This is a genomic window from Kribbella sandramycini, from assembly GCF_013131805.1.
In the GTDB taxonomy this organism is placed as follows: domain Bacteria; phylum Actinomycetota; class Actinomycetes; order Propionibacteriales; family Kribbellaceae; genus Kribbella; species Kribbella sandramycini.
Window position 1 is genome coordinate 476,594 of the sequence record NZ_JABJRC010000001.1, and the last position, 18,691, is coordinate 495,284.

An 18,691-nucleotide genomic window follows, 5' to 3' on the forward strand; every position below is an offset into this window, starting at 1 on the left:
ACCCCGCGACCAACCCACTCCCCGTCACGGACTTCGTCCAAACGCCGCCCCCACAACGGCGTGGGCACGAGAGTACTACGTCCCACCGGCAATCGACAGCATTGATCGCGAGTGTTTACCCGTGCGCAACCCACCGGCCCCGACGGAAACGACAAGACCCCCGGGAGAACCGTTTCCGGTCCCGGGGGTCTCGCAAATCACCCGAACGGGCGCTCGCGCAGGGGTCGGTACTGGATCAGCCGGCGATCAGGCCGTCGCCGCTGATCAGCTCGCGCATCTCCGACAGCGAGCTGTCGCTCGGCGGCAGGATCGCGTCGGAGTCGTGCAGCACCTCGTCCGGCACCTTCTCACCCGAGCGGACGAAGTCGAGCAGGGCGGCGAACGCCGTCCGGAAGCCCTCCTCGTCACCGGCCGAGACGGCCTTCTCCAGCTCGCCGTCGACCGCGTTCAGCTGGTCGACCTTCTCATCGGCGAGCTGCCACTGGCCCTCACCCATGATGCGAATGATCATCGAACATCTCCGTCCTGCGGTCGGGCCGGTTCGGCGGCCGGCTGCTGCACTGGCTGCTGGGCGGGTGCTGCTGCCTCACCGGACAGCTGCTTGGGGGCGCTGCCCCCGGCGAGCTGCGCCTTCATGGCGGCCAGCTCGTCGTCGACGCCGGAGGTGGACGACATCCGCTCCAGCTCCAGGGTGATGCTGTCCTTCTGCGTGCCGGAGGCGTCGTCGAGCGCGCCGGAAGCCAGCAGCTCGTCGATCGCGCCGGCCCGGGCCTGCATCTGCTGGGTCTTGTCCTCGGCGCGCTGGACCGCGAGGCCGACGTCGCTCATCTCCTCGGAGATCCCGGAGAAGGCCTCGTTGATCCGGGTCTGCGCCTCGGCCGCGGTGTAGGTGGCCTTGATGGTCTCCTTGCGGGTCCGGAAGGACTCCACCTTGGCCTGCAGCCGCTGGGAGGCCAGCGTGAGCTTCTCCTCCTCGCCCTGCAGCTGCGCGTGCTGCGTGGTCAGGTCGTCGATCTGGCCCTGCAGCGCGGACTTGCGGGTCAGCGCCTCCCGGGCCAGGTCCTCACGGCCCATCCCGAGCGCCTTCTGCGCCTGGTCCTGCAGCTTGGCCGACTGCGCCTGCAGCTGGGACGCCTGGAGCTCCACCCGCTTGCGGCTGGTGGCCACGTCGGCGACGCCGCGGCGTACCTTCTGCAGCAGTTCCAGCTGCTTCTGGTAGGAGTAGTCAAGGGTTTCGCGAGGATCCTCGGCCTTGTCCAGGGCGGAGTTCGCCTTGGCCTTGAAGATCGTCGACACTCGCCTGAAGATGCTCATCGATATCCGTACCCCTTCTGCGCCGGCCCGTCGACCCGGCGTGCGTGTCATCCACCCTATGTCCCTATGGGTCACCACACCATCAGGACCGGCCCGGATAAAGTGGTGTTTAGTTCCGGGGACCACCCCGAGTCGCGACTGCCCTGCCGAATGAGGTTCAGACCCCGTGTTCCGTCGTACCAAGTCCGATACAACTACTGACACCGTACCCGCCGAGCCCCAGGGCAAGGTGGGCGGCAAGGGACGGCCCACGCCGTCGCGCAAGGAGGCCGAGGCCGCCCGCAAGGCGACCTTCAAGAAGCCGCGCAACCGCAAGGAGGCCGCGGCGCTGCGCCGGGACAAGGTCCGCACCGAGCGGGCCAAGATGCAGGCCGCCATGCAGACCGGCGACGACCGGTACCTGCCGGCCGGCGACAAGGGCCCGGTCCGCCGGTTCGCCCGCGACTACGTCGACGCCCGGTACTCGGTGATGGAGTTCGCGCTGCCGGTCTTGCTCGTGGTCTCGCTGGTCGGCGTCGTGTTCTCCCAGCAGTTCATCTGGCTGGCCGGCGTGGTGAACCTGTTCTTCCTGGCGATGATCCTGCTCATCGCCGGCGACTGGTTCCTGCTCTCGGCCGGGCTGAAGAAGGCAGTCGGGGTGAAGTTCCCGACCGAGTCCGCCAAGGGCATCGGGTTCTACGCCGTCCGCCGGACGATGCAGATGCGCCGCTGGCGGCTGCCCAAGCCGATGGTCAAGCGCGGCGAACGGCCCAGCTGAATCTGGCTTCCTGACCGGATAGGGTCGGGGTATGGACTTCCGCTATCTCGGCAACAGTGGTTTGAAGGTCAGTGAGATCTCCTACGGGAACTGGCTGACGCACGGTTCCCAGGTGGAGAACGAGCAGGCGACGGCGTGTGTGCGGGCGGCCCTGGAGGCCGGTGTCACCACGTTCGACACCGCCGACACCTACGCCAACACCAAGGCGGAGAGTGTGCTCGGCGACGCGCTGGCCGGTGAGCGGCGCGAGTCGCTGGAGATCTTCACCAAGGTCTACTGGCCGACCGGTCCCGGCGGACCGAACGACGTCGGCCTGTCCCGTAAGCACATCCACGAGTCGATCAACGCCTCGCTGAAGCGGCTGAAGACCGATTACGTCGACCTCTACCAGGCGCACCGGTTCGACACCGAGACGCCGCTCGAGGAGACCATGGAGGCGTTCGCCGACGTGGTCCGGCAGGGCAAGGCGCTCTACATCGGCGTGTCGGAGTGGACGGCCGAGCAGCTGCGGGAGGGGCACCGGCTGGCCCGCGAGCTGCGCATCCCGTTCGTCTCGAACCAGCCGCAGTACAGCATGCTGTGGCGCACGATCGAGGCCGAGGTGGTCCCGGCGTCCGAGGAGCTCGGGATCAGCCAGATCGTCTTCTCGCCGATCGCGCAGGGCGTGCTGACCGGTAAGTACCTGCCGGGCGCGCAGCCGCCGGAGGGCTCCCGGGCCACCGACGCCAACGGCGCGAACATGATCAAGCGGTTCCTGAACGACGACGTCCTGACCCGCGTCCAGGAGCTGAAGCCGGTCGCGGCCGAGGCCGGGCTGGAGCTGTCCCAGCTAGCCGTCGCCTGGGTCCTGCAGAACCCGAACGTCGCCTCCGCGATCATCGGCGCCTCCCGGCCCGAGCAGGTCGCCGAGAACGTCAAGGCCGCCGGCGTCACGCTGGAGGAGTCCGTGCTGAAGCGGATCGACGAGGTGCTCGGCGGGATCGTCGAGCGCGACCCGGCCAAGACCGCCCAGAACGCCCCGCAGACCCGGCCGGGCCGATGAGCTGGGTGTGGCGGTTCGAGACCGCGAGCGGCGCCGTCGTCGACCCGAGTGAGGTCGGCGGCACCGAGTTCTCCGCCCAGGGCGACGCGGAGAGCTGGCTCGGCGAGGTCTGGCGCGAGCTGGCCGAGAAGGGCGTCGGGCAGGTCTTCCTGCTCGAGGACGGCCGCGAGGTCTACGGCCCGATGAGCCTGGCCGAGACGACCGACTGAACTCCGGTGCCCGGTGCGACGTCGTTACGCGGCGTCGCACCGGTTGCTGCTTGTCAGGGCGTGCGGCGATGCACCGTGCCGAGTGCCCCGCAGTAGGCGTGGGGCTGGGCGGCATGCCCTAAGCTGCGGCCGTGACTCTTCGACGAGTGCTGTTCAGTGTGCTGGCCGGGCTGGTGCTCGTGGGGGCCGGTGCGACTCAGGCTCAGGCCGAGGACGGGTACCGCTTCTGGGGCTATTACCAGTGGAGTGGCGGGCAGTGGGCGTTCGCACAGAAGGGCGCGGATGTCGTCGTCCCGGCGGACGGGTCGGTGGAGGGCTGGCGGTACGCCGTCGGCGGCGCGAAGCCCCGGGTGCCGCGGGCGGCCGGTGATTTCGCGAAGATCTGCGCCGACACTCCGGCCGAGAGCGGGAAGAAGCGGGTCGCCGTCGTCGTCGACGACGGCACTGCGGAAGATGCGCTGACCGGTGAGCAGCCCGGTCCGGCGACCGGGACGTGTGTGGTGACCGACCCGGCGGCCAACGGGGCGAAGGTCCTGGCGGCGATCGCGCCGACCCGGATCGAGAAGGGCCTCACCTGCGGGATCGACGGCTACCCGAGCAAGGGCTGCGGCGACCAGGTGAAGAACATCAAGGTCCCGGCCACCGACGCTCCGGTGGAGCTGACGATCGGCGCGGCGGTCGGGTCGAGCGCGCCGTCGCCGTCCGTGCCGGATGACTCCGACGACAGCGCGGTCTGGCCGCTCGCGGTCGGTGGCGCGATCATCGCGCTGCTGGCGGTCGGTGGGATCGCTCTGGTCCGTCGCCGGCGCACGAGCGAGTAGTGCGTGCTGTCCATCGGCTGACGCTCCCCCGGGCGCTGCACCCGGGGGCCTGGTGGTTGTGGGCGCTCGGGATGGCCGTCGCGGCGAGCCGGACGCGGAATCCCGTGCTGCTGCTGATGATTCTCGCAGTGACCGGGTTCGTGGTCGCGGCCCGGCGTACGGATGCGCCGTGGGCGAACAGCTATGCGGCGTTCCTGAAGCTTGGGCTGGTCGTGATCGGCGTTCGCGTCGTCCTGCAGGCGTTGTTGTCGACGCGCTCGCAGGGGCCGACGGTGCTGTTCACGCTTCCGCAGCTCGCCTTGCCGGACTGGGCGGCCGGTGTGAAGCTCGGCGGTGAGGTGTCCGCCGAGGCGGTCGTCACGGCCCTGTACGACGGTGGTCAGCTTGCGGTGATGTTGTGCTGTATCGGCGCGGCGAATGCGCTGGCCAGCCCACGGCGGCTGCTGAAGTCGTTGCCGGGGGCCCTCTATGAGATGGGTGTCGCCTGCGTGGTCGCACTGACGTTCGCACCGCAGCTGGTGACCGATGCGCGCCGGATTCGCGCGGCCCGCCGGTTGCGCGGCCGGACCCGTGGCTCGTTCCGGACGACGGCTATGCCGGTTCTGGAGGGCGCATTGGACAGGTCGGTCGAGCTGGCCGCAGCGATGGATTCGCGCGGCTACGGGCGGACTGCGCAGGTTCCGCGGCGGCAGCGCCGGATAACTGGGCTCTGTGTGTTGCTGGGGCTGCTGGGCATTCTGCTCGGGGTCTACGCGCTGCTGACAGATGCGATGAGCTTTCCGTTCGCACTGCTGACGTTGGCGATTGGGCTGCTGCTAGCGGTCAGTGCGCTCGCGATCGGGCGACAGCGGGTCACACGGACCCGCTACCGGCCTGATCCCTGGGCGCTGCCGGAGTGGCTGGTCGTTGCGGCCGGTGCGGTTGCTGCGGCGGTCATGGTGGTTGCTGCGGTGCGCGGCGTGCACGGGCTGCTGCTGGCCGGGCCCCTCGTGGTTCCGCCGGTGCCGGTGTTGCCGGTGCTCGGCGTCCTGGTTGGGCTGGCTCCGGCGCTCGCTGCGCCGCCGCAGGGACGGCGGGTGGCCGCATGATCGAGTTCGATCGAGTGAGTGTGACGTACGACGGCGCAGCCGAGCCCGCCGTCCGGGATGTCAGTTTCACCGTGCCGGAGGGTGAGCTGGCGCTGGTGATCGGGCGGACCGGTTCGGGGAAGTCGACGTTGTTGCGGACGATCAACGGGCTGGTGCCGCATTTCACCGGTGGAACGCTGGCTGGTCGGGTGCTGGTGAACGGGCGGGACACGCGGGAGTACCGGCCGCGGGATCTGGCTGATGTGGTCGGGTTCGTCGGTCAGGATCCGTTGACCGGGTTCGTCACCGACACCGTTGAGGACGAGCTGGCGTACAGCATGGAGTCGCTCGGTACGCCGCCGGATGTGATGCGGCGCCGGGTCGAGGAGACGCTGGACCTGCTGGGGCTGGCCGACGTCCGGGATCGGGCGCTGACGTCACTGTCTGGTGGCCAGCGGCAACGAACCGCGATCGGTGCGGCGCTGACGTCGCATCCGGCGGTGCTCGTGCTGGACGAGCCGACATCGGCTCTGGACCCGCAGGCGGCCGAGGAGGTGCTGGCTGCGCTGCAGCGGCTCGTACACGACCTCGGGGTGACTGTGGTGCTGGCTGAGCATCGGCTGGAGCGGGTCGTGCAGTACGCCGATCGGGTGATCGAAGTACCTGGTGGGGTTGGGCTGGTGACTACTGGGCTGCCGGCTGACCAGATGGTGACTGCGCCGGTGGCGCCACCGGTTGTGGAGCTTGGGCGGCTGGCTGGGTGGTCGCCGTTGCCGCTGTCGGTGCGGGACGCTCGGCGGTCGGCTGGGGCGCTGCGGACGCAGCTGACCGGGGCTGTGCCGCTTCGGCGTACGGTGACGTTCGGGGTGGAGCTGGCGCGGTGTAGTGATCTGGTCGTCGGCTACGGGTCGGTGACTGCGCTGCGCGGGGTTTCGACGAGTATTCGCGCGGGCGAGATCGTGGCGCTGATGGGGCGGAACGGGGCTGGGAAGTCGACGCTGCTCAACGCGCTGGTGGGGATCGTGCCGCCGCGGTCGGGCACGGTGACGGCGTCCGGTGCGGATCCGCGGCGGACGCGACCGGCTCGGTTGGTGCAGGCGGTCGGGCTGGTACCGCAGGAGCCGGCCGACCTGTTGTATGCGGCAACCGTTGCGGATGAGTGTGCTGGGGCGGACGCCGACTTCAAGGTGGCTGCCGGGACGTGTCGGGCGTTGCTGGCGCGGCTGGCGCCGGATGTCGCCGACGAACTGCATCCGCGGGATCTGTCCGAGGGGCAACGGTTGTGTTTGGCGCTGGCCGTCGTCCTGTGCGGTGCTCCCCCGCTGTTGCTGCTCGACGAGCCGACCCGCGGGCTGGACTACGGCGCCAAGCGGCGGCTGGTCGAGATCCTGCGTGAGCTGGCTGCTGCAGGGCATGCGGTGCTGTTGTCAACGCACGACGTCGAGATGGTGGCTGAGGTCGCTACTCGGGTGATGGTGCTGGCTGACGGTGAGCTGGTGAGTGACGGCGAGACTGCGACGGTGGTGGCGGGCTCACCGGCGTTCGCGCCGCAGGTGGCGAAGATTCTGGCGCCGCTGCCGTTCCTGACCGTTGGCGAAGTGGCGACGGCGCTGGAGCGGGCGTCGTGAACCTGATCCGGCTGCGGCCGCGCAGTACGGCGGCGTTGCTGTTGGCGTCGCTGGTCGGGGTGGTGGCCTTTGCCTGGCCGTTGTTCTGGCAGACGACGCAGGCCGGTGAGTCGGCGATCGGGCATACGACGGATGCGCCGTGGCTGTTCGTGTTGCTGCTGCCGTTGCTGGTGGCCGTCGTACTGGCGGAGCTGTCGGAGTCCGGGATCGACGCCAAGGTGGTGTCGTTGCTGGGGATGCTGGCGGCGGTCGGGGCTGCGCTGCGCGCGCTGGGGCCCGGGACGGCGGGGCTGGAGCCGGGGTTCTTCCTGCTGGTGCTGGCGGGGCGGGCGTTCGGGGCCGGGTTCGGGTTCGTGCTGGGGTCGGTGTCGTTGCTGGGCGGCGCGCTGATCAGCGGCGGGGTCGGGCCGTGGATGCCGTTCCAGATGTTCGCCTGTGCCTGGGTGGGGTGTTTCGCCGGGCTGTTGCCGCGGGTCGGTGGGCGGATCGAGTTGTTGTTGCTGGCGGCGTACTCGCTGGTGGCGGGGGTGGCGTACGGCTTCGTGATGAACCTGTGGTTCTGGCCGTACGCGACGTTCGGGAGCGACTTCTCCTTCATTCCCGGTGATGCGCTGGCCGAGAACCTGCACCGGTACCTGCTCTTCGTCGTCGCCACCTCGCTCGGCTGGGACATCCCGCGCGGCATCCTCTGCGCCGTGCTCGTCCTCGTTCTCGGCCGTCCCGTTCTGAACGCGTTCCGGCGAACCGCCCGCAAGGCGGCCTTCGACGCACCGGTCGTGTTCGACCCAAGGAGCCCGCATGCCTGACCGCACCCTCATCCTCGGCGGCGCCCGCTCCGGCAAGTCGCTCGCCGCCGAGCGCCTGCTGGCCGACGTCCCCGACGTCCTCTACGTCGCCACCGGCGGCGACGACGCCGGCAGCGCCGAATGGGCCGACCGCGTCGCCAAGCACCAGGCCCGCCGCCCACCCACCTGGGGCCTGATCGAAACCATCGACCTGATCCCCCTGCTGGAATCCCCCGGCCCGCCCCTGCTCGTCGACTGCCTCACCCTCTGGCTCTCCCGCACCATGGACGCCCACGACACCTGGTCCGACCTCACCCGCTCCCCCGCCATCGACCAAGCCATCGCCGACCTCGCCGCCGCCTGGTCCGCCACCCCCCGCCGCACAGTTGCCGTCAGCAACGACATAGGCGCCGGCGTAGTCCCCGCCGACCCCGGCACCCGCCTCTTCCGCGACCTCATGGGCCGCCTCAACACCGCCATCTCCCTAACCTCCACCACCGCCCTCTACACCATCGCCGGCCGAACCCTCCCCCTCACATGAGCTGGCTGGACGGGGCGCGGTTGGGGGGTGGGTTGTTGACGGTTTTGCCGGTGGGGGTGGTTCGGGTGGTGGATCGGGGGGTGGGGCGGCGGGCGATGGTTTTGGCGCCGGTGGTGGGTGGGGTGGTTGGGGGTCTGGCGGCTGGGGTGGTGGTGGGGGTGCTGGCGGTTCGGCCGGGCGCTGGGTTGCTGGCGGCGGTGTTGGGGGTGCTGGTGGTGGCTGGGGTTTCTGGTGGGTTGCACTTGGATGGGCTGGCTGACTTCGCGGATGCGCTGGGGAGCCGGCGGGACCGCGAGACGATGTTGCGGATCATGAAGCAGAGCGACATCGGGCCGTTCGGGGTGCTGAGTCTGGTCGGCGTGCTGCTGGTGGATGTGGCTGCGCTGGCGGTTTGTATCGAGGCCGGGTTCGGCTGGCAGGCGATCCTCATCGCCGTGGTGGCCAGTCGGTTGACGCTGGTGTGGACGTGCCGGAGCGGCGTCCCGTCGGCGCGACCGGACGGGCTGGGAGGCGTCGTCGCCGGGACGGTGCCGACGTGGACGGCGGCGCTGGTGAGTGCGGTGGTGACGGCGGGCGCGGTGGTCGCGTTCGGCTGGGCGGCGGGCGTAGCGGTGCTGCTGGCGATCGGCGTCGCACTCGCAGTCACCCGGCGGGCCCGCAAGCTCCTGGGCGGCGTCACAGGCGACGTACTGGGCGCGGCCGTCGAACTTGCCCTGCCCATCAGCCTCCTCACCCTGGCGCTGAGCAGCTGAGATGAACCGGAAGCTCGTTATGTTCAGCTAATGAACGCAAGATCCGCCCCCGGCTCGCAGAGTTCGCTGCGCGAAGCCAACCGGGCGCGCGTTCTGGAGGTCGTCAGTCGGCACGGCCCACTCACCCAGGTGGAGATCGCGAAAACATCGGGCCTGTCCCCCGCGACCGTGTCGAACCTGGTCCGCGAGCTCGACCACGCCGGGCTGGTCGAGCTCTCCCCCAGCGTGCGCAACGGCCGCCGCGCCGTCCTGGTCGCGCCCGCGTCCGGCGGCGGTCTGCTGGCCGGCTTCGTGTTCGGCCCGGACGACGTCCACCTGGCGATCGCCGACGACTCCCGCAAGCTCCGCGCCCAGCAACGGACGCCGCTGTCACCCGACGACGGACTGACGTGCGTCGTCCGCCGCTTCGCCGATCTCGCCGAGAGCATCGACGCCGACCTCGGCAAGCTCACCGCGATCGCCGTCGGCCGCCCAAGCAGCATCACTCCCAACTGGCGCGGCGAGCACCTCGCAGCAACACTGACCGACCACCTACGCGCCCCCGTCGCACTCGACACCACCGCCAACCTGGCCGCGCTCGGCGAGCTCCGAACCGGTGCCCTACAAGGCGTTCACAACGGCTGCTACCTGAAGCTCGCGGACGGCGTCAGCACCGGCCTGATCCTCAACGGCGAACTCTTCCGCGGCTCAGCCGGCACCGCAGGCGAGATCGGCCATGTGACCATCGACGCGAACGGCCCGATCTGCCCCTGCGGCAACCGCGGCTGCCTCAACACGTACGTCGGATCCCACGCGCTGATCAGCAGCCTGACCGCATCCCACGGCCCACTCAGCCTGACCGACATCGTCGACCGCGCCCTCCAGGACGACTTCGGCTGCCGCCGCGTGATCGAGGACGCCGGACGCCGAGTCGGCATCGCCGTCGCCGGTCTGGTGAACCTGCTGAACCCCGAGGTGATCGCGGTCGGCGGCGTACTGGCCACCGCCGGTGAGCTGGTCCTGCTCCCGCTGCGCGAAGCTCTCGACCACTCCGCGATCCCGAGCGCAGCCGCCGCCGTCGAGTTGCGCCTGGCCACGGCGGGCGCCGAGGCCGAGCTGCGCGGCGCCGTCCAGCTCGCCGCCCATCTGTTCAACTCTTGAATTCGGCCGCGCCGGGCGATGGCCCCGCCCGCCGCTAGCGTTCCGGCCATGTCAAAGAAATGGAAGATCGTCGGCGCCGCCGTCACGACCGCGGCGCTGGCGACCGGCGGGATCGTCGTCGCCAACCAGGCCGGCGCGGCGCAGAGCGGTCCGGCGGCGACGTCGTACCGGGCCACGCTGATCGAGATGAAGACCGTCGGAAACGCCGGCTACTTCTACACCGCGAGCCAGGCCGAGTACAACCGCGCCCGCGGCCTCAAGTTCACCAACACCGGCACGCCGCCCGGCTACGTCTCGACCAAGGCGATCCGGGGCACGGTGGCCGTCTACCGGCTGCGCAACCTGAAGAAGTCGACGTACCTGCTGACCCTGTCGGCCGCCGAGCGCGACAAGCTGAGCGCCTCCAAGCAGTGGAAGTACGAAGGCATCGTCGGCCGCGTCCCGGTCGCCGCCGCCAAGGACCGCGTCCAGGTCTTCCGCGTCTCCAAGGGCGGCACCGGCGGCGGCTGGCGCGTCGTCCGCGCCTCCGCCGTGAACGCGCACAAGAAGGCCGGCTGGCGCGTCGACGGCCCGATGGGCTACGTCTGGACCACCAGGTAACGACCTCTCAATCGCGTGCGTCCAGCGGCTCCGCGGAGTCGCTGGACCACCAGGGGTCGTGCTCGAAGTCGTAGCGCACCTGGTAGGCGCCCAGCAGATCGCCGCGGGCCTCCAGCAGCTCGAGTAGCTCCCGGCGGATCCGGCGGCTGTTCACCCGGTCGCCCCGCGCCATCGCCAGCTGTGACTCGAACTCCATCAGGTACATCGCGATGTCCTGCCCCGGCTCGCCGTCGAATCGCGCCCGGGCCTGGTCGAGCAGCCGCCGGCCCTCGTCGACGTTCCCGCGGCGCAGCTCCAGGAGCGAGCTCAGGCAATCGACCTGCGCGTCGAGATAGGCGCTCCGCAGCGGCGCGCAGACCTGGCGAGCCCGCCGCAAGGCCGACTCCGCTTGGTCGAAGCGCCCTTCCAGGACGAGGATCTCGGCGTACCCGTTCTGCGCGTAGAACTCCTGCACGGTCCCCTGCGGACACTCGGTGAGCTGCTTCTCGAACCACTCGCAGGCGGCCTGGTGGTCACGCCGCGCGGCCGCGTTCTGCCCCAAGTTGCGGAAGACGATGTACCGCACCTCGGCCGGACCGCCCTGATGATCGATCAGCTCGAGCGCCAGCTCACTGGCCTCCCGATCCCGGTCGAAGTCGCACTGCCGGCGAGCGCAGTTCGACAGGTTGATCAACGAGCGCACCTTCAGCTCGGCCGAGCCGAGCCGCTGCGCGTCCGCCCAGCACGATTCGGCGACCGGCCAGCTCCGCGGGTCCGGCGAGCCGAGCGCGGGGATGAGGCAGATCTCGGTCCGGACGACCAGCTCCAGCTGATCGGCTGCCCGCAACGCCTCGGCGAGTGCACGGAGAACGTCGATCCGCGGCTCCCGCAGGTCGGTGATGATGTAGAAGCTGTTCAGCCGGAGCCCAAGCGCCACCGCCAGTTCGAGCCGCCCGGCTCCGATGGCCGTCAGAGCCGCGGCCTGCAGCAACGGCCAGGACTCCCCCAGCCACTGTCGCTCGTTGCCGGCCAGCTCACGCTCTGCCTGCTTCAGACCAACCTCTTCCGGCACGAGCGTCGCCTGCGCGGTAGTGAAACCGTGGCTGAGCCCGTCGTCCGCGACGACCAGCAGCCGCAGGGCTGCATGCAGAAACCGGTCCAACGGCTCGGACGGCGCTTCCAACCGCTCAGCCGCGTACGAACGGACCAGGGCGTGCATCTTGTACCAGCCAGGCCGCACCAGCTCGACCAGGCCCAGATCGACCAGCCGCGCGAAAGCGTCCTCCCCGGCCGACTCGTCGGTGTCGAGCAGCGGGGCCGCCACCCAGGCCGGGAACTCGGCGACACCGACCAGCGAGAGCCGCTCCAGCAGCTGGCGGGCTTCGGAGTCCACCAGCACCAGCGTGCGATCCAGACTGGCCCGGACGGCGAGGTCCCCGGCGACCATCGAGTCGAGCCGCTGATCTTCGACGTCCAACGATCCAGCCAGCGTCGGCAGCAGCTCATCACCCGACAACGCGAGCCGGGAACCGACGATGCGCAACGCCAGCGGCAGACCGGCCGAGTGATCGATCAGGACTGCGATCGCCCCCTCGTCGCGCACCGGACGGCCGATCAGCCGCAGCAGGAGGTCGCGGCTGATCGCTGGGTCGAGCGGGAGGACGCGGTGCGGTACGGCGTCCGTCAGCTCCGGTAGCGGCGCGCGTGAGGTGACGATGACCGCGCTGCGCGGACCTGGCGGCAGGAGCTGTTCGACGGTCTCCGCGTCGAGAGCGTCGTCCAGCACGACCAGCAGCGCCAGCTCCGCCGTCCGCTCGCGCAGTACGTCGCGGCGCTCGGCCAGACCTTCGGGGATCTCACCGGACGACAGCCCGAGCGACCGCAGCATGCGGCCCAGCAGCGCGTGGGCGGCGACTGGCGCACCGGCGACGTCCTGCAAGCGGGCGAAGAGCTGACCATCGGGAAACGCCGCAGCTGCCTGGTGCGCGATCCGTACGCCGGTCGCGGACTTACCGACGCCGGCACCACCCCAGAGGTGGTAGACGGCGGGCCGGTCCCGGTCCGGTTGGGTGAGCACGTCGACGGCCTCGGCGATCAGGTCGTCGCGACCGGTCAGCAGCGAGATGTCGACCGGCAGCTCGCGCGGGACGGCGTCGTCCGACGCCTGGCCATCTGTCGTCAGCTCGGGGTCGTTGCGCAGGATCGCGGCGTAGAGGCGGCGGAGGGCGGGCGCGGGCTCGAGCCCGAATCGGTCGGCGAGGGTGGCAGCGACGTCGACGTACGCGTCGAGTGCCTCTTGGCGGCGGCCGGTGCGGTGCAACGCAGTCAGCCAAGCGGCGACTGTGTGCTCGCGAGTCGGCTCTTGTGCGACGGCGGTGGGTAGCTCGGCGAGCAGCCCGGCGTACGAACCGGCGGCCAGCTCGGCGTCGATCCGATCGTCGAACGCGCTCCGGCGTTCTTCGTCCACAGCTGCGCAGAGCCGGCCCCGCGTCGTCCGATCGTCGAGGTCGGGGAGCACATCGCCACGCCAGAGCTCCAGCGCCGCGCGCAGGCGACTGCCGCGGGTGACTGGGTCCGGTACGCCGCGCGCCGCCGCGACGAGCGTGCGGAAGCGGTCGAGATCGGTCGAGCCCACGGGGGCTCGGACGGCGTACCCGTCGCGGCCGCCGTCGATGGTGATACCGGCCTTGCGTAGCCGGGAGACGTAGACCTGCAGCGCGCCGCGCGCATCCGGCGGCGGGTCCGTGGGCCAGAGCAGATCGATCAGCTGTTCCGGAGCGGCGACTTCATTTGCCCTCAGCAACAACACGGTGAGCAGCACGCGTTCCTGCCGCCGGACCAGCTTGACCTCGGTGTCGCCGTCGTGGACCTCGAGCGTTCCGAGCAGGCGGAATTCCATCTGCGGATGATAGGCCGAGAGCCGCCCCGGCCACAGTGGGCAGCGGCGGCTCTCGAGATGGTGCGGTCAGGCGGTGGCGGCGGTCAGGTCCAGCTTCGGCTCGGCGAAGTGGCAGGCCGCGGCGTGGCCCGGGGTCGACTGCGGCTTGCCCTCGAGCAGCGGCTCCTGGGTCGCGCAGATGTCCTCGGCCTTCCAGCAGCGGGTGCGGAAGCGGCAGCCGCTCGGCGGGTCGATCGGCGAGGGGACGTCGCCGACCAGCCGGATCCGCTCCTTCGGCGGGATGCCGCGGATCGTGCCCAGGTCGGGAGCGGCGGACAGCAGCGCCTGCGTGTACGGGTGCTGCGGGGCGCCGTAGATCTGCTCGCGCGGCCCCTGCTCGACGATCTTGCCCAGGTACATCACGGCGACCGTGTCACAGAAGTGCCGGACGACGCCGAGGTCGTGCGCGATGAACACGAACGCGATGCCGAGGTCGCGGCGCAGGTCCTCCAGCAGGTTCATCACCTGGGCCTGGATGGAGACGTCGAGTGCGGAGACCGGCTCGTCGGCGATGATCACCTCGGGCTCGACCGCGAGCGCCCGGGCGATCCCGATCCGCTGCCGCTGACCGCCGGAGAACTCGTTGGGGTAGCGGTTGTGGTGCTCGGGGTTCAGGCCGACCCGCTCCAGCAGCTCCTGGACCCGGGCCAGCTCCTTGCCCTTCTTGACCAGGTTGTGCACGCGCAGCGGGGTGCTGATGATGTTGCTGACCGTCTGGCGCGGATTCAGCGAGCTGTAGGGGTCCTGGAAGACGATCTGCAGCTGGCGCCGGAACGGCCGCAGGTCCTTCTCCTTCAGGCGCGCGATATCCGTGCCCTTGAACAGGATCTGGCCGGACGTCGGGGTCAGCAGCCGGGTGATCATCCGCCCGGTGGTCGACTTGCCGCAGCCGGACTCGCCGACCAGGCCGAGGCTCGCCCCGGCCTTCAGGTCGAAGCTGACGCCGTCGACGGCCTGCACGACCTTCTTGGTCCGGGCCAGGCCGGCCGCTTCCTTGATCGGGAAGTGCATCTTCAGGTCGCGGATCTGCAGCAGCGTCTCGGCGTTCGAGGGCGCCTGGTCGATCGGGCGTACCGTGTCGCTCATTTCTCTCCTCAGTCCCTCGTCAGCCCAGTCTCGGCAGGACTTCGGTCTCGTAGATCGAGGCCTTGTCCGGCAGGTGACAGCGCGACGTGTGCAGGCCGGCGCCGTCCACCGGCAGCAGCTCGGGCAGATCCGTCGTACAGCGCTCGCCCTTCACGCGGTCCTTGTAGGGGCAGCGCGGGTTGAACGAGCAGCCGCTCGGCAGGTTCAGCAGCGACGGCGGCAGTCCCTTGATCGGGCGCAGCCGCTCGTTGGCCGCCGACACCGTCGGGATCGACTCCAGCAGACCCCAGGTGTAGGGCATCCGCGGGTTGGCCAGCACGTCCTCGGCGGTGCCGTACTCGACGCAGCGGCCGGCGTACATCACCAGGACGTCGTCGGCCATCTCGGCCACCACGCCGAGATCGTGCGTGATCAGCACGATCGCGGAGCCGAACTCCTTCTGCAGGTTGTTCAGCAGGTCCAGGATCTGGGCCTGGACGGTGACGTCGAGCGCGGTGGTCGGCTCGTCGGCGATGACCAGCTTCGGGTCGTTGACCAGACCCATCGCGATCATCGCGCGCTGCCGCATACCGCCGGAGAACTCGTGCGGGTACTGGTTGAAGCGGCGCGCCGGGTTCGGGATGCCGACCAGGTCGAGCATCTCCAGGGTGCGCTTCTTCGCGACCTCCTTGGACACCTTGTGGTGCACCAGGTAGGCCTCGGCGATCTGCTTGCCGACCGTGTACAGCGGGTGCAGCGAGGACTGCGGGTCCTGGAAGACCATCGAGACCGCGTCGCCGCGGACCTTCATCAGGTCGGCCTCCGGCATCCCGACGAGCTCGTCGCCGCCGAGCCGGATGGAGCCGGTGATCTTGCTGCGGCGCGGGTCGTGCAGACCCATCACCGCCATACTCGACACCGACTTGCCGGAACCGGACTCGCCGACGATCGCCAGCGTCCGGCCGAGCGGGACCGAGTAGCTCAGCCCGTTCACCGCGCTGACCACGCCGTCCGCGGTCGGGAACTTGACCGTCAGGTCCTCGACCACGAGGTACGGCGTCTCGCCGCTCGGGCTGAGCGCGCCCTGGCGGCGCTCCCGGGTGGCGACCTCCGGGCCGCGCTTGGCCTCGGCCGGCTGCTCGGCTGCGGTCTCGGACATGGCGTCCTTCCGGTCGTCGGGGGTGGGCTCGGTCACGACAGCCTCACCCGCGGGTCGATCAGGCTGTAGACGATGTCGACGACCAGGTTCGCCGCGACCAGGAAGATCGACGAGATCAGCACCGTGCCCATGATCACGGGCAGGTCGTAGTTCACCAGGCTCTGCAGCACCAGCTGGCCGAGCCCGGGCAGGTCGAAGATGCGCTCGGTGAAGATCGCGCCGGCGAGCATACCGGCCACGTCCAGACCGAAGATCGTGATCACCGGGATGAGCGCCGTCCGCAGGGCGTGTTTGTAGGTCACGACCCGATCGGACAGACCCTTGGCCCGGGCGGTGCGGATGTAGTCCTCGCTGAGCGACTCCACCATCGAGCCGCGCGAGTACCGCACGTACTGCGTCGTGTTGACCAGGCCGAGGACGAGCCACGGCGTCACGAACCCGGCGATCCACTTCCCGGGACTGTCGAACGGGGACGTCCACTGCCCCCGCGGCAATATCGGGTAGAAGATCGTCAGATACAGCGAGATCATCAGCGCGACGATGTAGTACGGGATGGAGCTGACGATCAGCGTGCTGGTGACCAGCGCGCGATCACCGGCCGTGCCCCGGCGTTTGGCCGCCATCGACCCGATCGTCACGCCGACCGTCAGCATGATGACGGCAGCGCCCGCGACCAGCGAGATGGTGACCGGGAGCCGCTCCTTGAGCATGTCCAGCACCGGCCGGTCGTTCTTGAACGAGTACCCGAGGCACGGTGCCGCGCAGTCGCGCTCGACGCCGCCGTTCACGTACGTCCGGCCCGCGACGAGGCCCTCGAGGTAGCTGGTGAACTGCTTCACCTTCGGCTCGTCGAGCCCCAGGCCGGCCCGGATCTCCGCCAGCCGGTCGGGCGGGCAGTTACGCGCTCCGCAGATCGCACCCGCGGGGTCCGTGGGCGCGACGAAGAACAGCGCGAACGTCGCCACCAGGGTGACGAAGACGACGGACAGAGCGCTGATGATGCGGCGCCCCAGGAAGTACAACACAGGTTTCTCCTCACCGATCGCCGCGGGCGGCCAGGCGGTAATACCACCTGGCCACCCGCTTCGCGATCAGAACGAGCAGTTCAGGACTGCTCGATCAGCTGGCGATCAGGGCTGCTTCAGGAACAGCGAGGTGAACTCGGGCAACCCCTGCGACGGGTCGTTGATCGGGTGACCGATGTTGGTACCGACCAGGAACGCGGACCGCGACTGGTAGATCGGGAGCGCCGGCAGGTACTCCTCCATGATCTTCTTGTCCAGCTTGATCCAGGCCTTGGTCTTCAGGGCCTCTTCCGGGTCCAGCTGGTTGACCTTGTCGATCTCCGCGTCCAGCGCCTTGTCGGTCAGCTGACCGACGCTGTTGCCCAGCTCGATCGCGTCGGAGCGGAACAGCACCGGCGCCCACGAGGAGCCGCTCGGCCAGTCGGAGCACCAGCCCACCGGCGACTTCAGCGTGTTGACCGGAGCGTTCTGGTCACCGGTGACCTCACGGATCTTGGCGGTCGGGACGCCGATCGCCTTGACCTTGAAGCCGGCCTTGACCAGCGCCTGCTCGCGAACCTGGCTGCGCGTCGTGGCGATCTTCTGGTCGTTCGAGTAGTACCAGGAGACCTCGAACCCGACCGCGTTGGCCTCTTCCAGCATCTGCTTGGCCTTGGCCGGGTCGCCGTCACCCTTGCCGTTCAGGCCCGGAACCTCGTAGTTCTCCCAGCCCGGCACCGACGGCGACATGTAGGTCGAGGTGGCCGGCTCGGCCAGGGAGGTCCAACCCGCGACCTTGCGCTCGGTGTCGTACGGGTACGCGGCCGCGATGGCCTTCCGGACCGGCAGCGGGATCTTGCGGGTGTCCATCGGGAACATCCGGTTACACGTCGCCGGCCCCTGGATCAGCTGGTCCTTCTTGTTGCCGTTGTTCAGCTCCGGGACCAGGGTCGCGTCGATGTTGCTGTAGGTCATCGCGCTGGCATCCGGACCGGTGCTGGCGAGGATCTGGTTCTGGATCTTCAGCGTGTCGAGACCGAACTTGAAGTTGAAGCCGTCGACGTACTGGTGCCGAACCGGATCGGTGTTCGGGTCCCAGTTCGGGTTCTTGACGAGCTTGAGCTCGGCGCCCGGGTTCAGCGACTGGACCATGTAGGGACCGGTGGCCAGCGGCTTGCTCTGGTACGCGTCCTTGGTGTCCTTGGCCTTCGGGATCGGCGTGAACAGCGGGAACGCCGCGAAGAACGGCAGGTCGCCGAACGGCTTGCGCAACTTGATCACCAGCGTGCTGTCGTCCGGCGTCTCGACACCGGCGAAGCTGTCGCCGTTCGGGCCGTACGGGCCCTTGAACTTGTCACCGTCCAGGAAGTACTGGATCTGGTAGCCCGGGCCGTTGTTGTAGAGGTCGTGGGCGAAGGACCGCTTGATCGAATACGCGTAGTCCTCGGCCTTGACGTCGGTGCCGTCGGAGTACTTGATGCCCTTCTTCAGCTTGAAGGTCCAGGTCAGCTTGTCGTCCGACACCTTGCCCAGGTCCTCGGCGAGGTCCGGAACCAGGACCGGCTTGTGATCCGGTCCGTCCAGCCGGTACTGGGTCAGCGACCGCAGATACAGCTTCTGGATCTGGAAGCCGTCGGTGTAGTACGTGTCGGTCGGGTCGAACGTGGACGGCGTGACGTCGGACAGGACGGTGACGGTCCCGCCCTTCTTCGCGCCGTCGACCTCGGCGGCCGGGCCCTTCGCGGACTCGTCCATGACCTTGGTCTGGGTCGCGTTCGTCTGCCCGCCGCTGTCGCCGCCGGTGCCTCCGTTGTTCGAGGACGGGCTGCCACAGGCTACGGCGGCCAGCATGACCGTCGCCGAAACCGCGGTGATCCGTTTCCACTGCAT

At 69.5% G+C, this 18,691-nt stretch carries 18 protein-coding genes; 11 read left to right on the forward strand and 7 right to left on the reverse strand.

What is annotated here, in order from left to right:
- Window positions 1–235: 235 nt before the first annotated feature.
- Together pspAA and HPO96_RS02035 are read right to left on the reverse strand one after the other, a co-directional pair.
- On the reverse strand, window positions 236–511 hold the full coding sequence (pspAA, locus tag HPO96_RS02030) for a PspA-associated protein PspAA (protein ID WP_171670491.1): 276 nt from the start codon (window positions 509–511) through the stop codon (window positions 236–238).
- Window positions 508–1,314, reverse strand: a complete 807-nt coding sequence (locus tag HPO96_RS02035; RefSeq protein ID WP_171670493.1) for a PspA/IM30 family protein — start codon at window positions 1,312–1,314, stop codon at window positions 508–510. The genes pspAA and HPO96_RS02035 overlap by 4 nt, the downstream gene beginning before the upstream one ends.
- A 166-nt stretch (window positions 1,315–1,480) precedes the next feature.
- Between HPO96_RS02035 and HPO96_RS02040 the strand changes: the two genes are divergently transcribed.
- From HPO96_RS02040 to HPO96_RS02090, 11 genes are all read left to right on the forward strand, one after another.
- The gene (locus HPO96_RS02040) at window positions 1,481–2,071 is read left to right on the forward strand and encodes a DUF3043 domain-containing protein (RefSeq protein ID WP_171670494.1); all 591 of its coding nucleotides are present in this window, start codon (window positions 1,481–1,483) and stop codon (window positions 2,069–2,071) included.
- 31 nt (window positions 2,072–2,102) lie between these two features.
- A complete protein-coding gene (locus HPO96_RS02045) occupies window positions 2,103–3,113 on the forward strand; it encodes an aldo/keto reductase family protein (protein WP_171670496.1) in 1,011 nt (336 codons plus the stop codon).
- On the forward strand, window positions 3,110–3,322 hold the full coding sequence (locus HPO96_RS02050) for a hypothetical protein (RefSeq protein ID WP_171670497.1): 213 nt from the start codon (window positions 3,110–3,112) through the stop codon (window positions 3,320–3,322). The genes HPO96_RS02045 and HPO96_RS02050 overlap by 4 nt, the downstream gene beginning before the upstream one ends.
- Window positions 3,323–3,453: 131 nt before the next feature.
- Window positions 3,454–4,143, forward strand: a complete 690-nt coding sequence (locus HPO96_RS02055) for an SCO2322 family protein (protein WP_171670499.1) — start codon at window positions 3,454–3,456, stop codon at window positions 4,141–4,143.
- Window positions 4,143–5,231: a CbiQ family ECF transporter T component gene (locus HPO96_RS02060; protein ID WP_171670501.1), complete on the forward strand. Its 1,089-nt coding sequence runs from the start codon at window positions 4,143–4,145 to the stop codon at window positions 5,229–5,231. Before HPO96_RS02055 ends, HPO96_RS02060 begins: the two co-directional genes overlap by 1 nt.
- Entirely contained in the window at window positions 5,228–6,838 is a 1,611-nt protein-coding gene (locus HPO96_RS02065; protein ID WP_171670502.1) for an ABC transporter ATP-binding protein, read from the forward strand. Before HPO96_RS02060 ends, HPO96_RS02065 begins: the two co-directional genes overlap by 4 nt.
- Window positions 6,835–7,644: an ECF transporter S component gene (locus HPO96_RS02070; protein ID WP_171670504.1), complete on the forward strand. Its 810-nt coding sequence runs from the start codon at window positions 6,835–6,837 to the stop codon at window positions 7,642–7,644. Before HPO96_RS02065 ends, HPO96_RS02070 begins: the two co-directional genes overlap by 4 nt.
- Window positions 7,637–8,164: a bifunctional adenosylcobinamide kinase/adenosylcobinamide-phosphate guanylyltransferase gene (locus HPO96_RS02075; protein ID WP_171670506.1), complete on the forward strand. Its 528-nt coding sequence runs from the start codon at window positions 7,637–7,639 to the stop codon at window positions 8,162–8,164. The genes HPO96_RS02070 and HPO96_RS02075 overlap by 8 nt, the downstream gene beginning before the upstream one ends.
- A complete protein-coding gene (locus HPO96_RS02080; RefSeq protein WP_171670507.1) occupies window positions 8,161–8,916 on the forward strand; it encodes an adenosylcobinamide-GDP ribazoletransferase in 756 nt (251 codons plus the stop codon). The genes HPO96_RS02075 and HPO96_RS02080 overlap by 4 nt, the downstream gene beginning before the upstream one ends.
- Before the next feature lie 30 nt (window positions 8,917–8,946).
- Window positions 8,947–10,056, forward strand: a complete 1,110-nt coding sequence (locus tag HPO96_RS02085) for an ROK family transcriptional regulator (RefSeq protein WP_171670509.1) — start codon at window positions 8,947–8,949, stop codon at window positions 10,054–10,056.
- A gap of 48 nt (window positions 10,057–10,104) precedes the next feature.
- Window positions 10,105–10,656 carry a hypothetical protein gene (locus HPO96_RS02090; RefSeq protein ID WP_171670511.1) on the forward strand — a complete coding sequence of 184 codons (552 nt, stop codon included), beginning with the start codon at window positions 10,105–10,107 and terminating at the stop codon, window positions 10,654–10,656.
- Window positions 10,657–10,663: 7 nt separating this feature from the next.
- Here HPO96_RS02090 and HPO96_RS02095 read toward each other — a convergent pair whose 3' ends face one another.
- From HPO96_RS02095 to HPO96_RS02115, 5 genes are all read right to left on the reverse strand, one after another.
- Window positions 10,664–13,534 carry an AfsR/SARP family transcriptional regulator gene (locus HPO96_RS02095; protein ID WP_171670513.1) on the reverse strand — a complete coding sequence of 957 codons (2,871 nt, stop codon included), beginning with the start codon at window positions 13,532–13,534 and terminating at the stop codon, window positions 10,664–10,666.
- A 66-nt stretch (window positions 13,535–13,600) separates the two neighbouring features.
- Complete coding sequence (locus tag HPO96_RS02100) at window positions 13,601–14,659, reverse strand: ABC transporter ATP-binding protein (protein WP_171670514.1); 1,059 nt, start codon at window positions 14,657–14,659, stop codon at window positions 13,601–13,603.
- A 19-nt stretch (window positions 14,660–14,678) separates the two neighbouring features.
- Window positions 14,679–15,833: an ABC transporter ATP-binding protein gene (locus HPO96_RS02105; RefSeq protein ID WP_420371453.1), complete on the reverse strand. Its 1,155-nt coding sequence runs from the start codon at window positions 15,831–15,833 to the stop codon at window positions 14,679–14,681.
- Window positions 15,830–16,822, reverse strand: a complete 993-nt coding sequence (locus HPO96_RS02110) for an ABC transporter permease subunit (protein WP_171670516.1) — start codon at window positions 16,820–16,822, stop codon at window positions 15,830–15,832. Before HPO96_RS02110 ends, HPO96_RS02105 begins: the two co-directional genes overlap by 4 nt.
- Before the next feature lie 105 nt (window positions 16,823–16,927).
- Window positions 16,928–18,691, reverse strand: a complete 1,764-nt coding sequence (locus HPO96_RS02115; protein WP_171670518.1) for an ABC transporter substrate-binding protein — start codon at window positions 18,689–18,691, stop codon at window positions 16,928–16,930.

Excerpts from the sequence above, each read along its gene's own strand:
- pspAA (WP_171670491.1), bottom strand. The coding sequence starts at position 511 with ATGATCATTCGCATCATGGGTGAGGGCCAGTGGCAGCTCGCCGATGAG.
- HPO96_RS02035 (WP_171670493.1), bottom strand. The coding sequence starts at position 1,314 with ATGAGCATCTTCAGGCGAGTGTCGACGATCTTCAAGGCCAAGGCGAAC.
- HPO96_RS02045 (WP_171670496.1), top strand. The coding sequence starts at position 2,103 with ATGGACTTCCGCTATCTCGGCAACAGTGGTTTGAAGGTCAGTGAGATC.
- HPO96_RS02050 (WP_171670497.1), top strand. The coding sequence starts at position 3,110 with ATGAGCTGGGTGTGGCGGTTCGAGACCGCGAGCGGCGCCGTCGTCGAC.
- HPO96_RS02065 (WP_171670502.1), top strand. The coding sequence starts at position 5,228 with ATGATCGAGTTCGATCGAGTGAGTGTGACGTACGACGGCGCAGCCGAG.
- HPO96_RS02075 (WP_171670506.1), top strand. The coding sequence starts at position 7,637 with ATGCCTGACCGCACCCTCATCCTCGGCGGCGCCCGCTCCGGCAAGTCG.
- HPO96_RS02080 (WP_171670507.1), top strand. The coding sequence starts at position 8,161 with ATGAGCTGGCTGGACGGGGCGCGGTTGGGGGGTGGGTTGTTGACGGTT.
- HPO96_RS02085 (WP_171670509.1), top strand. The coding sequence starts at position 8,947 with ATGAACGCAAGATCCGCCCCCGGCTCGCAGAGTTCGCTGCGCGAAGCC.
- HPO96_RS02090 (WP_171670511.1), top strand. The coding sequence starts at position 10,105 with ATGTCAAAGAAATGGAAGATCGTCGGCGCCGCCGTCACGACCGCGGCG.
- HPO96_RS02095 (WP_171670513.1), bottom strand. The coding sequence starts at position 13,534 with ATGGAATTCCGCCTGCTCGGAACGCTCGAGGTCCACGACGGCGACACC.
- HPO96_RS02100 (WP_171670514.1), bottom strand. The coding sequence starts at position 14,659 with ATGAGCGACACGGTACGCCCGATCGACCAGGCGCCCTCGAACGCCGAG.
- HPO96_RS02115 (WP_171670518.1), bottom strand. The coding sequence starts at position 18,691 with ATGCAGTGGAAACGGATCACCGCGGTTTCGGCGACGGTCATGCTGGCC.